General features: G+C 65.7%; 13 protein-coding genes. 5 read left to right on the top strand and 8 right to left on the bottom strand.

The window, feature by feature from the left end; all coding sequences use genetic code 11:
- The first annotated feature begins 23 nt into the window (after positions 1-23).
- Complete coding sequence (locus ABZ728_RS00525) at positions 24-434, top strand: MliC family protein (RefSeq protein ID WP_366653593.1); 411 nt, start codon at positions 24-26, stop codon at positions 432-434.
- Positions 435-503: 69 nt separating this feature from the next.
- Positions 504-1,595 carry a patatin-like phospholipase family protein gene (locus tag ABZ728_RS00520; RefSeq protein ID WP_366653592.1) on the top strand — a complete coding sequence of 364 codons (1,092 nt, stop codon included), beginning with the start codon at positions 504-506 and terminating at the stop codon, positions 1,593-1,595.
- 196 nt (positions 1,596-1,791) lie between these two features.
- Here ABZ728_RS00520 and hpxZ read toward each other — a convergent pair whose 3' ends face one another.
- The 5 genes from hpxZ to ABZ728_RS00495 form a co-directional block, all read right to left on the bottom strand.
- Positions 1,792-2,169 carry an oxalurate catabolism protein HpxZ gene (gene hpxZ / locus ABZ728_RS00515; protein ID WP_366653591.1) on the bottom strand — a complete coding sequence of 126 codons (378 nt, stop codon included), beginning with the start codon at positions 2,167-2,169 and terminating at the stop codon, positions 1,792-1,794.
- Positions 2,170-2,250: 81 nt separating this feature from the next.
- Entirely contained in the window at positions 2,251-3,273 is a 1,023-nt protein-coding gene (locus tag ABZ728_RS00510) for an OmpA family protein (RefSeq protein WP_366653590.1), read from the bottom strand.
- Positions 3,270-4,085, bottom strand: a complete 816-nt coding sequence (locus tag ABZ728_RS00505) for a MotA/TolQ/ExbB proton channel family protein (protein ID WP_366653588.1) — start codon at positions 4,083-4,085, stop codon at positions 3,270-3,272. The genes ABZ728_RS00510 and ABZ728_RS00505 overlap by 4 nt, the downstream gene beginning before the upstream one ends.
- Positions 4,086-4,493: 408 nt before the next feature.
- Positions 4,494-5,051: a hypothetical protein gene (locus ABZ728_RS00500; protein WP_366653587.1), complete on the bottom strand. Its 558-nt coding sequence runs from the start codon at positions 5,049-5,051 to the stop codon at positions 4,494-4,496.
- A gap of 114 nt (positions 5,052-5,165) precedes the next feature.
- The gene (locus ABZ728_RS00495) at positions 5,166-6,794 is read right to left on the bottom strand and encodes a gamma-glutamyltransferase family protein (RefSeq protein WP_366653586.1); all 1,629 of its coding nucleotides are present in this window, start codon (positions 6,792-6,794) and stop codon (positions 5,166-5,168) included.
- A gap of 232 nt (positions 6,795-7,026) precedes the next feature.
- On the opposite strand from ABZ728_RS00495, the gene ABZ728_RS00490 reads away from it, so the two are divergent.
- Complete coding sequence (locus ABZ728_RS00490; RefSeq protein WP_366653585.1) at positions 7,027-7,866, top strand: sulfite exporter TauE/SafE family protein; 840 nt, start codon at positions 7,027-7,029, stop codon at positions 7,864-7,866.
- 30 nt (positions 7,867-7,896) lie between these two features.
- Here the strand turns inward: ABZ728_RS00490 and ABZ728_RS00485 are convergent, their stop codons facing one another.
- The 3 genes from ABZ728_RS00485 to ABZ728_RS00475 all read right to left on the bottom strand — a co-directional run bounded on the left by ABZ728_RS00485 (position 7,897) and on the right by ABZ728_RS00475 (position 9,690).
- Positions 7,897-8,427 (bottom strand): hypothetical protein, encoded by a 531-nt coding sequence (locus tag ABZ728_RS00485; RefSeq protein ID WP_366653584.1) that lies wholly within the window; start codon positions 8,425-8,427, stop codon positions 7,897-7,899.
- 109 nt (positions 8,428-8,536) lie between these two features.
- The gene (locus tag ABZ728_RS00480; RefSeq protein WP_366653582.1) at positions 8,537-9,454 is read right to left on the bottom strand and encodes an MBL fold metallo-hydrolase; all 918 of its coding nucleotides are present in this window, start codon (positions 9,452-9,454) and stop codon (positions 8,537-8,539) included.
- A 47-nt stretch (positions 9,455-9,501) separates the two neighbouring features.
- Positions 9,502-9,690, bottom strand: coding sequence for a hypothetical protein (locus ABZ728_RS00475; RefSeq protein WP_366653580.1), 189 nt, complete (start codon positions 9,688-9,690; stop codon positions 9,502-9,504).
- Between the two features lie 161 nt (positions 9,691-9,851).
- On the opposite strand from ABZ728_RS00475, the gene ABZ728_RS00470 reads away from it, so the two are divergent.
- Both ABZ728_RS00470 and ABZ728_RS00465 read left to right on the top strand, forming a co-directional pair.
- Complete coding sequence (locus ABZ728_RS00470) at positions 9,852-11,279, top strand: YcjX family protein (protein ID WP_366653579.1); 1,428 nt, start codon at positions 9,852-9,854, stop codon at positions 11,277-11,279.
- Positions 11,276-12,412 carry a TIGR01620 family protein gene (locus ABZ728_RS00465; RefSeq protein WP_366653577.1) on the top strand — a complete coding sequence of 379 codons (1,137 nt, stop codon included), beginning with the start codon at positions 11,276-11,278 and terminating at the stop codon, positions 12,410-12,412. Before ABZ728_RS00470 ends, ABZ728_RS00465 begins: the two co-directional genes overlap by 4 nt.
- The last annotated feature ends 27 nt before the right edge of the window (positions 12,413-12,439 follow it).

Here is a 12,439-nt window from a genome sequence, read left to right as displayed (position 1 = left end):
ACAAGAAACAAGAGAATAATCGTATGAAAGTCCATGGTGTCCCGTCGGCGACGGCCCTTTCGGCATTGATCGTCACTGTTGCGCTTTCGGCTTGTGCCGGGTCAGCCGGCGATCGGCAGGCGCCTGCGTCCCGGACGGCCGGTACAGCCGATCCGGTCGGGTCGGATTCAGTGAGGGACGAGCAGGAGGGGGCGAGCCAGCCTCCCGTCGTCTATGCGTGCGATGGCGGCCTGCGGCTATCGGTCGATTTCGACGGCGATCGGACCACGGTCACGACCGAAAGGGGTGCCGATCCGCTCGTCCTGCCGCAGCAGCCGGCCGGGTCCGGCTTTCGCTATGCCACGGCGACCCACGAACTGCGCGGTCAGCGCCGGGATGCAATGTGGACCGTCGGCCGCATGATGCCAATCGCCTGCACGGCACTGCGTCCCTGATCACTGACCGCAGCGGCAGGCCAATGCGCCAGGGTTGAAGCGGGGCGGCGGGGAACGTAGGATGCTGCGATGCAACACGACACCCCCAAGCCAGCGACGACACCCGACAGCCCGAAGCCGATCAATCTCGCCCTGCAAGGGGGCGGGTCTCACGGCGCCCTGACATGGGGCGTTCTGGACCGCATTCTGGAGGATGATCGGTTATCCATCGCCGAGGTCAGCGGAACCAGCGCCGGCGCCATGAACGCCGTGGTTCTGGCGGATGGCTGCGAGCGGGGCGGGCGTCAGGGCGCCCGCGACGCGCTGGCCGCCTTCTGGCGGGCGGTCAGCGAAGCGGCGCGTTTTTCTCCGGCCCAGCGCAGCCTTTGGGACCGGTTGCTCGGTCGCTACAGCCTCGATCACTCGCCCGGCTATCTGTTCATGGAGGGCCTCAGCCGAATCTGGTCGCCCTACGATCTGAACCCGCTGAACATCAACCCGCTGCGCGACCTGCTGGAATCGCAGGTTGATTTCGACAATGTGAATCGATGCCAATCGATCGCCGTGCATGTCACGGCGACCAATGTCCGCAATGGCACGGCACGGATTTTCTCGCGCGGCGAAGTGACCGCTGACGCGGTGATGGCCTCGGCCTGCCTGCCGCAAGTGTATCCCTCGGTGGAAATCGATGGTGAATACTACTGGGATGGCGGTTTCAGCGGCAATCCGGCGCTGCAGCCGCTGGTCGAAAGCCGCGCCACGCCCGACATCCTGATCGTCCAGATCAACCCGCTCACGCGTCACGAGATCCCGCGCAGCGCACGCGAGATCATCAATCGGGTGAACGAGATCAGCTTCAACGGCGCCCTCGTCAAGGAGCTGCGGGCGATCGACCTGATGCAGCGCATCATCGACGCCGAGGGGCTGGATATCGGTCCCGCCGGACGGACCTATCTGCATCTGGTGCATGCCGACGGCGAAGTGCAGGACCTTGCCGCCTCCAGCAAGATGAATGCCGAGTGGTCCTATCTGGAATTGCTGTTCGAGCGGGGCCGCAGCTGGGCCGACCTCTGGCTCGACGCCCATTTCGACCGGATCGGCGTCGGATCGACGCTCGATCTGGATGAACTTTTCGCCGATCCGGTCCGGCCGGACAATGGTTCGCCGTTGGCGGACGGTTAGTCGCCCGGAATTATGCGCCCTGGACTATGTGCTGGCCGGGGCCGATTCGCGATACCCCGTCATGCCGGAGACGAGGCCGGCCAATCGAGGCGGCGGCGCACGGCGTATCAGGTCGAACCCGCCTGGCGTGTCCATCGCTGTTCTCTCCCGGCGTTTCGCGCCCGTCGTCGGTTACCGACTGCGCAGCCGGAACAGTTTACTCCATCAGGCTGACATGGGCAGAGACAATCTTCCAACCGTCTGAAAACCGTCGCCAGGTCTGGCTCTGCCGGCCGACGCGGTCGCTGCCCTTGCGGTAGAACTCGGTGTTGGCGACGGCGGTGTCGTCGCCGAACGTAACGATCTTCGTGTTGGCGAGGGTGCGGTCCAGTCCGATGGCCGATCGGCTGGCGCGAAAGGCGGCGATCTGGTCGTGGCCGTACAGGATTTCGTTAACGCCATAGCGCAGCGTGTGCTCGCTTCGCCAGAAATAGTCATCCAGGGCCTGGACATCGTTGGTTACGACAGCTTTCTCATAGCCCATGAATGCTTGACGGACGGCTTCCACCACGTCGGGCTTGTTGATTTCGGTCATGCGATTCCTCGTGTTCCGTAAAGACGGTCCCAGGATGACGGGACCGCCGATGGTCACGCGCCATTCCGGAGAATGCAACGGTTATCGCAGATCGGGAATGCCGCCGGCATGGTCGTCCGTGGCCATGGTCACCACGATGGAAACGCGCCGGTTGCGGGCGCGGCCGTCGGCACGGGTGTTGTCGGCAACCGGGCGGGTGTCGGCGTGGCCGACGGCGCGCAGCGTTTCGGCGGGCACGCCTTCGCCGATCAGTTCGCGCAGGACGCTGACTGCTCTGGCAGTGGACAGATGCCAGTTGCTGGGAAATTGCGCCGTGCTGATCGGAACCGGGTCGGTGTGGCCTTCGATCGAGATTTCACCGTCAATCGTGGTCAGCAGCGGTGCGACGTCCGCCAGGATGTCCGCGCCTTCAGGCGTCAGGGCGTCTCTTCCCGATGGGAACAGCAGCGCATCGCGCATCGTAATCGACACCGTGGCGGAATCGAGCGACAGGTCCACGGAATCCTGAAGGTTCTGTTCGGCGATCAGGGCGGAAACGTCGTCGCGCAGGTCGCGGGCCGGTTCCGCGCCCGTGCCGTCGGTCTCGGTCCGACGCTCGGCTTCGTCGGTCGGCTGCGGTTGTGATAGCGCCGCGATATCGTCGTCGGAAAGGCCCCTGGGGCCGACGGCGACCGGAGGCTGCACGACGCTGCCGGGAACCGGTTCCATCATCGGCAGGTTCAGATCGACCAGCGTCCGCCGTTCCGGCCGGTCTTCTCCGCCGGATTCGCTGCTGCCGCCGGTGTCGGCGAACCGGGGCAAGGTCGACACCGGTTGCAGCGCCGACAGAAGGATAAACAGGATCAGCAGCAGCGTGATCGTGTCGAGATAGGTGATCTGCCACGGTTCGGCATCCGATCCGCCATCGGTGTCGGAATACCAGCCGCCCTCGTCGCCCATATGGTGAGAGAGATTGCGTTGCAGCGCAGAAAGTGTGAGCGCGGTTTCGGCCGCTCTACCGTCCCCGTGTTGCAGGGCTTCGTTGCGCCGGTCCGGGGCAGCGGGATCGGGAACACCGGAATCGGGAACACCGGGATCGGTGCGGCCCGCGTGGCTGGTGGTCATGGCGTCACCGGGTCGGGGCGTTCCGCGTGGCGGTCCGACAGTTCGTCGGCTTGCTCTGTGACGAAATTCTCCAGCGTTTCACGGACAACGCCCATCGACCGCTTCGTGCGCATCACCACGATGCTGGCCACGATCAGGTTCATCTCGGCGACGCGCAGGCGGGTGCGCCGGTCGAGCTTGGTCGCGATCGGCCGGAAAACCAGATTGGCCAGCAACAACCCGTAAAGCGTCGTCATCAGGGCGACCGCCATGGCGCCGGTCAGCTCGGAAAAGTCGAGACCCGGTCCGTCGCCGACCATGCGCAGCATTTCGATCAGGCCGAGCAGGGTGCCCAGCATGCCGAATGCCGGGGCATATGAGGCCATGGCCCGGAAGATTGCCGCATCGGCGTCTTCGCGGTTGCGCAGTTTCTCGATCCGCCACCGCAATGTCTGCACGATGTCGTCCAGCGGGGTGGTCGAATCGATGGCCAGTTCAAGCCCCAGGCGCAGAAACGGATTGGGCATGGTACGGATCAGGCCGGACGCGCCGCGGACATCGCCCTTTGCCCAGATCCGCGCCACCTTGAGCATGTCGGAAATATTGCGTTTGGGCGCCAGATCGTCTTCCCGGAAGATGATGACGAATCCCTTGAGCGCGCGCAGCACGTCGTCCATCCGGAACGACACGAAGGTCGCGGCGGCGGTGCCGCCCAGAACGACCAGCAGGCCGACCGGATTCCAGAGGATGGCAGGATCGGCCGACATGGCGATCGCCGCACCGACGAGCACGGCGGCGCCGAGTATGATCCCGATCAGGGTTCCGAAATTCATAAGCCCTTATCCCACCCCGTATCCCGTCCGGATCGACCGGAGCCAAAAGCGGCTGCAGCGGTTCCCGATCAGATCAACATAGGGGTATGGATTTAAAGGTTCGTAAAGCAACAGTGCCTGGCAGTGTGGCCGGCATCTGGCAATCTGCCTGAGTTCCGCCGGGCGAGGGCGTTTACGGCTGGAACGCCAATGCTTCCCCAATTCAGGTTGCCCTGCCCGCTCTCATCCTGCCCGCTCCATTCTGATCGCCCCCGACATCGATCGGGGACCCCGAGACGCATGAACCCGGTTCGCGTGCCACGATCGAGAGTTGCTGCACGAGGTCCCGGGTCTGCAGCGCGTCACTTCGTGGCCGCGCAGCGCCCGGGACGATCAGAGGGGGTGGCAGTCACCATTTCCGCCAACCCGTCAGTCGGGCCGGTCGACTGTCTCGTAGCCGACCAGAGCGACTTTCGCCAGCCACGGCTTGACCTCGGCATTGGTATCGGCCAGCCGGCGCCATTGATCTTCGACCCAGAGGCGGTGGAAATTGGCGATCGCTGTCGTAAGCGGGCATTTTGCGCCCTTGAGCGTGCCTTCGACGACGCCGGTCGCCTCATTCACGGTCGGAAAGAACGGATACGAAGCGCAGTCCAGCGGCTTGTATCCGCCATCGCAATTTGCGGTGTCGGCGGCGCGGCATACGACCTTGTGACCGCCGTGATAGTTTTCCAACAGCTCCAGATGATCGGTGCCCGCGCCTGACGCCTTGGCGGCATCCAGTTCGCCGGGGTGCAGGACGATGAAGTTTCCCTGCTGGAAGGTGCAGCATTTGAAGCCGCAGCCCTGGTGTGGGCATAGCGGAATCGACCCGTCGCCCATGGTTGTGTTGTTGCCCATGGTTGTGTTGTTGCCCATGGTTGTGTTGTTGATCGTGTCGGCGGCCACCTGATCTTGTTGATGGGCTGTCGCCGGGGCGTCTGTCATCGCTTCTTTCTCCTGCACATTCCGGGTTGCGGCCGCCAAAGCGATGGGCCGACCCGGAATGGTAGTAAAAGAAGCTTATTTAAACAACTTAAAGATGTATTCGTATCTTATGATTTAGAAGCCGACAGCTTGCCCGTCCTTGCGGGGGTCAGAGCCACCGACATAGTGCCCGTCCATCCGATGGATCAACTGCGCCCCGCCGAACCCGAAGGCGGCTTCCGGCGGCTCGATGGAAATTTCGTGGCCCATCGCCGAAAGGGCGTCCAGGGTCGCCTGGGGATAGCTCGACTCCATCGCCACCTTGCGCCCGGACAGCACGCGCCAGCGCGGCGCATCGGCGGCCGTTTGCGGGTTCTGCCCGAAATCGACGAGCCGCAATATCATCTGAACGTGACCCTGGGCCTGCATCGGCCCTCCCATGACGCCGTAGGAGGTCAGCCCCTCGCCGTTGGCATCGGTGAGAAAGCCGGGGATGATCGTATGAAATGGCCGCTTTCCGGGTGCAACGCGGTTCGGGTGGTTCTCTTTCAGGCTGAAGCCCGACCCGCGGTTCTGCAGGCTGATGCCGGTATCGGGGACGACGACACCCGAACCGAAGCCTGAATAATTGGACTGGATATAGGAAATCATCATGCCGTTCTCGTCGGCGGCGGTCAGATAGACCGTGCCGCCGGGCCGGGGCAGACCATGCGGCGGATCGCCGGCGCGGCCGGTATCGATCAGCGCCGCACGCTCCTTCAGATAGGCCTGATCGAGCATGGCGTCGGTGGAAACCGTCATGGCATCGGGGTCGGCGACATTGGCATAGGTGTCGGCGAGCGCCAGTTTCATTGCCTCAATCTGAAGATGAAGCCCGGCAACGCTGTCGGGGCCGTGATCGCGAATGCTCGTGTTCTCAAGAATGCCGAGCGCGATCAGCGCGGCAATGCCCTGGCCGTTGGGCGGTATCTCATGGGCCGTCACCGACCGATAGGTCTTCTTGACCGTGCCGCACCAGTCCGGCTTGTGGGCCGCGAGGTCGGCGACGGTCATGGCGCCGCCATTGGCCGCCGAGAAAGCGGCAATGGCTTCGGCCAGTTCGCCTTCGTAGAATGCCTTGCCTTTGGACTCGGCGATCAGGCGCAGCGAGCGGGCGAGTGCCGGAAAGGTGAAGATCTGCCCGACCTCCGGCACCTTGCCGTCCGGCATGAAAGCTTCACGAAAGCCCGGCTGCTCGCTCAGCACTTCGGCGCCACGCTTCCACAGGCGGCCGATATACGGCGTCACCGCGAATCCGCGTTCGGCATAATCGATCGCCGGCTCGAACAGGCGGGCAAAGGGCAATTTGCCGAAACGATCCGACAGCGCCACCCAGGCCGAAACCGCCCCGGGCACCGTCACCGAATCCCAGCCTCTTTCCGGCATGGTATCGCGACCGGCAAAGCGGTCCGGCGTCCAGGCGGCCGGAGACCGGCCGGAAGCGTTCAGGCCGTGGATCTCTTTGCCATCGTGGAGTATCGCAAAGGCATCGCTGCCAAGGCCATTGCCGGTCGGCTCGACGACCGGCAGCGCGATCGCCGCTGCGAGGGCCGCGTCCACGGCATTACCGCCCGAAGCCAGCATGCGCAGGCCGGCCTGGGCCGCCAGCGGCTGCGACGTCGACACCATGTTGCGGGCCATGACGGGCATACGTCCGCCGGAATAAGGCATGTCGAAGGACATTCGGGGCAAGGCTGAGGGCATCGAAACCGCTTCCATTTTCATTTCGAGTTCACCTCGGTCCGATCGACTCCGTGGCGGAGAGGAGGAGGACGTCGGCTGAGGATGAAGGTATGTTTTAGCTTTAAGGCGGCTGATGCGCAATGTAGCGTGTCGGCCATCATCCATAGCGACGGGCTCGGCGACGGACATAGGCACGGGCATAGCGGTCGCACCTCGTCCTCGCCGGTCGGCATTCGCCCGTCGGTCACCGCAAGAAATTCGGGAAACCCAATTCGTGTTTGGTATCGAAGATCCGACTACCCTTGTTCTATGGGCGCTGGCGATGGTCACCGTCGGTGCATTCGCAGGTCTGATCGCCGGTTTGCTCGGCGTCGGCGGCGGAATCGTGATCGTGCCGGCGCTTTATATCGTGCTCACGGCTGTCAACATCGACGAGCTGATCCGCATGCACGTTGCCGTCGGCACGTCTCTGGCGATCATCATTCCGACATCGATCATCTCCGCGCGCTCCCACTACAAGCGCGGTTCTGTCGACGTGCCGCTGCTGAAGCAGTGGGGGCCGCCGCTGCTGGGCGGCGTCGTCGTCGGCGCGTTCGTCGCCTCGCTGGTGTCAGGCCTGGTGCTGTCGGCGATCTTCGCGACCATCGCGATCCTGGTCTCAGCCAATATGCTGCGCGGGGACAAGGGCTGGCGCGCGGGCGAGGCGCTGCCCGGGCAGCCGGCGCGCGGTGCCATTGCGGCTTTTATCGGTATGATCTCGACCATGATGGGTATCGGCGGCGGAACGCTCAGCGTTCCGATCCTGACCGCCTATTCCTGGCCGATCCGCCGGGCCGTCGGAACGGCCGCCGCCATCGGCGTGATCATCGCCATTCCCGGCGCGACCGGATTCCTGATCAGCGGTCTGGGGGCGGATGGCCGACCGCCGTTCACGGTCGGCTACATCAATCTGATCGGCGTTGCGCTGATCGTCCCGACGACCATGCTGCTCGCGCCCTACGGCGCCAAGCTGGCCCACACCATGGCGCCGGGCCGCCTGCAGGCCGCATTCGCCATCTTCCTCGGCCTGACGGCGCTCAGGATGTGGTACGACGTCGCGAACGCGATGATGTAGCAACAACGGGAGCGGTGGAAGCGTTGCGCCTCAATTGTTCAGGTTGAGGCGCAGCTTGCCTTCGAGCGAAGGTCTGCGGGCGCTGGCAGGTCGGGCTGCGTCGTGCGGCGTGGCGGTCGAACGTGGTTTGCCCTTGCGGACGACAACGACTTCCGGTGTCGACGACTGGGCCCTGCGCCCGTGGCTGGGCCGGTGCTGGTCCATCCCGCGATTGTCGAGCGGATGGCCATTCTCGCCGCTGCCGCCATGCTGGGGGGCCTTGAAACCGTGATACCAGCTCATGTCGGGCGGGGTCATGTCCGGCGACGAGGCATAGGCGCCATTACCGGTAGCCGGTGCGCGCTGGCGCGACGCCGAAGTTGCGATCCGTTCCATCCGCGCACGGCGGGCCTCAACGGCTTCGGCGCGTTTGTCGATGGCAGCCCTGGCATCGTCAACAGAGACACCCAGCAGCGATGCCGCGATTTCGGCCTGCTCAGCCGCATCGTCGGTCAGCCCTTCGGCGGCGTCCAGTGCTTCGAAGATATCGGGGGGATCGTATCGGGTCGTATATTTCGTCATGATCGTTGCTCTTTGCATGCTCCCTGCGTTTATACCATTACAAATGCTGCAGCGCAGCACGTTAGTCAAGCGGCGCCGGTGCCGATCAGCCGTGTGCCGCTTTCATAGCTCAGGGCCGTACGGTGTCGGCCAAAGGCAATGTCAGCCGCGCATTGCCATAGCAGAGCATCCGGCGATGCAGATCGAAGGTCATCAGGTCCTCGCCGATGATGATCGGCCCGGTGAAATCCGCCCCGATCTCTGCCAGCAGTGCCTCGCGGTCGCAGCCTGGCGGCACGAAATGCGTTAGTGCCAGACAACCAACCCCTGCGCGAGCCGCAAGTTCCCCGACTTGTGTGGAAAGAGTGTGATAGCCGGCAACGCTGGCCACGGTCTCCGCCGATCGGACGCCTTCGATCACCGGCATTTCCCGGTGAACGAATACCTCGTGCAATAGCAGGTCGGCGCCGGAAGCGGCCTTTTCAAGGGCCGCGCACGGGCGCGTATCGCCGGAAAAGACGATGCGTCGGTCATCGGCGGCAAAGGCAAACCCAAAGGCCGGCGACACCGGGCGATGGTCGACGGGTATGGCCGAGACGGTCAGGCTGTCCCAGTCCGTGGCCCAGTCCGTGGCCCAGTGCATGGTCCAGTCGGCGTCGATCTCCGTGACTTCGATATCGAGCGCGGCGGTTGACGGGCGCTGTTCGTGGGTGATGCGCAGTTGGCGTTCCGGTGCCCACAGCGCCATCAGCCCCTCGACATGGGCGCGCGTTCCGGCTGGGCCGAAAATGCGCTGCGGCCGTTCGCGGCCCTGGTGCCAGGACGAAATGATCAACTGATACAGATCGACCAGATGGTCGGAATGCAGGTGGGTCAGGACGATGGCGTCGAGGTCGCGGCCGGGGCAGCCGGCGGCGACCAGCCGTTGGGTCACGCCGCTGCCGCAATCGATCAACAGCGAGCGGCCGGCATGACGGACCAGTTGGGCCGGGCCGTACCGGGTGGTGCTGACCACCGGACACCCGGTGCCGAGCAGGGTCAATTCCATGGGTTATCCGTGGGCGGGAATTCGTGTGGGTGCCCGGCGTCCGGCCGTTACGACCGGTTCATGAGCATGTCGAGGGCCAGACTGATCAGCGGCACAACGGCAAGTCCGACAAGAAACGTCAGGGAACTGCCGATCCAGTCCATGCCGGGGAAGCGCGGCGCGCCCAGCAGGAGGATCAGCACGACCCCCAGAGCAAGAAGGCCGGCGGCGCTCGCCAGCTCGCGGCGCGGGTCCATACGCGGATCTTCCAAGGCTCGTCCCCCGTTTGACATTCAATGGTCGCCGCATCCTAGCGACAAGCGGCGGCGGCGTCACGCGTGGTTTCGATGAATGCGCAAAGTGCGCGTGGGCGTCGGCCCGCTTGGCGATACTGCGTCAGGCGTTGTAGAACGGCGTCATGGATCTGATCGATACGGTCATGGACCGAAGCCGCGCCCTGGTCGAAAGGCGGGTGCGGCTGGGGGTCACCGGGCTCAGCCGGGCGGGCAAGACGGTTTTCGTCACGGCGCTTGTGCACGCATTGCTGCATCCGGACCGGCTGACAGCATTCGGTCCGGTTTCCGCGGGCCGCTACAAGGCGGCGGTGCTGCGGCCCCAGCCGCGCCAGAACATCCCTCGGTTTCCCTATGAAGATGCGGTGGCCCGGCTCACCGGCAGTGTCGGCAATCCGCCGGAATGGCCGGAAAGCACGCGCCGGGTCGCCGAACTGCGCGTGTCGGTCCGCTATACGCCCGAGGGGTTGGCGGCGCGCCTGGGCGATCGGGTCCTGCATATCGATGTCTTTGACTATCCCGGCGAGTGGCTGCTGGATCTGGAGCTGATGTCGCTATCATTCGCCCAATGGTCCGAGCGTATGGTCGCCCGTGTCGAGCGCGACCGCCGCCGACTGCCGGAGGCCGACGCCTGGCTCGATGCTGTTTCCGGGGCGCCGCTGGACGATCCGCGTCTGCCGGCAGCCGAGGCGGAACGCTGGGCGATTGAACTGGCCCGGCTGTATACGGCGTGGCTCGACGCCGTCCGTCGCGAAGGGGGCGGGCCGGACCGCCTGCAGCCGGGGCGTTTCCTGATGCCGGGCGATCTGGAAGGATCGCCGCTGATGACCTTCTCGCCAGTCCCGCCCGGCGACAGGTCTGGCGGGATGATGGGCGACGGCCTGATGGGGGATGGGGGGCGCGGCCGTCGCAACACGACGCGCCGGTTGCTCGCCGATCGCTACGACAGCTATGTCGATCGTGTCGTCCGGCCCTTTTTCCGCGACCACTTTGCCCGGCTGGACCGGCAGGTCGTGCTGTTCGACCTGCTGTCGCATCTGCAGCGAGCGGACGGGCCGGAAGGCGCGGTCGCCGCCCTGATGCCGGTGCTGGAAACCCTGAAGCTGGGGTCGGGCTGGATGCCGCGCTGGTTGTCGCCCCGGATCGACCGGGTGCTGTTCGCGGCGACCAAGGCCGACCATGTGCCCTCTGACCAGCATCCGCGGCTGCAGGCCAATTTCGAGCATGTGATGGCCGAAGCGCGCCGGCGGGTCGCCTTTTCCGGCGCAGGCATGGCCATGCAGACGCTGGCGGCGCTGCGCTCGACGGTCGACGCCCGGCCCAAGGGGCCGTGGTCGGCCGACGAGACCTATGTCAGTGGCAAGCGGGCGTCGGACGGCCGTCCGATCGCGCATTATCCGGGCCTGCTGCCCGAACCGGGCACGCGTCCTGCGGAAGGAGATTTCAGCGTTGCGGCCTTTGCGCCGCCCGACGGGCTGGGCGTCGGGGCGTCCTGGCCCCACACGCGCCTGGATCGCGCAATCGATTTCCTGGTCGGGGATCTGACGGTATGAGCGGCGCCGGGTCCGACAACGGGAACGACGCCGGGAACAACTCGGGGCGGCGGGCCGCCAATACCGGTCCCCGCACGATCGAGACCGATGCCGATGTGCTGGAGACCGCGGCGGCGGCCGAGCGCGCGCGCGAAGAGCAAGCGCGAAAGGCCGGTGCGGCGCCGGAGACGCTGGACGCAGCAAAGGTGGCGCCGGTGGCCGACACCGTCTTTGCCGACGATCCAGACGACGTTGCGGCGTGGCCGGAGCGGCCGGGCGTGCTGGCACGCCTCGTCCGCTCGCTGACCGCGCTGGCTGTAGGGCTGGTCGTCACGGGGGTTCTGGGCGCGCTCGCCTCTGCCGCCCTGACCCGGTTCATCGACGGCGATGGTGTCTGGGCGGGCGCGGCGCTGGCTGGCGCCGGGCTTCTGATCGTCGTGCTGGTGGCAATGGTGGCGCGCGATCTGGCGGCACTGTCCAGGCTGGGTTCCGTCACCCGGTTGCGCCGCCAGGCGCAGGCGGCCAAGCACGGTGATACCCGCGCCCTGGCCGAAGGCGTGTGCGGATCGGTGATCGACCTCTATCGCCGCCGTCCCGACATGGAATGGCCGATCGCCGCCTTTCGCGACGACCGCGTGTCGATCGCGGGGGCGGCGGCGCTGGTTGACGCTCTGGACGACCGGGTGCTGGCGCCGCTGGACCGCCGGACCCGCCGCGTGGTGGCCGAGACGGCCCGCCGCGCCGCCGTGATCACGGCCGTCAGCCCGTTCGCGGCGCTGGACATGATGGCGACGGTCGCGCTGACGGCGCGGGCGGCATCGCGCATTGCCGCCATCTATGGTGTCCGGCCCGGCCGGCTGGGAACGGTGACGCTGGTGCGCCGGGCCTTTTTCACGGTGATCGCCGCCGGTGCGATCGACGCCGCCGACGATCTGATCGGCGATCTCGTCGGCTCTGGCCTGGCAACCCAGCTTTCCCGCCGTGCCGGTGTCGGCGTTCTGAACGGGCTTCTGGTGGCGCGCCTGACCCTGGCCATCGCCGACGAGGTCCGCCCGCTGCCGTGGCGCCCCGGCCGCCGCCCCTCGGCACGCATGGTGGTGCGCGAGGTTCTGACCGGCAGCAGAACTGGAGCCGGACAGACGGAAAAGACATGAGCGCGTAGCGGTGTTGCCTGATGCTTC

This window comes from Fodinicurvata sp. EGI_FJ10296, assembly GCF_040712075.1.
In the GTDB taxonomy this organism is placed as follows: Bacteria; Pseudomonadota; Alphaproteobacteria; order DSM-16000; family Inquilinaceae; genus JBFCVL01.
This window is presented reverse-complemented; position numbering and strand designations above follow the sequence as displayed.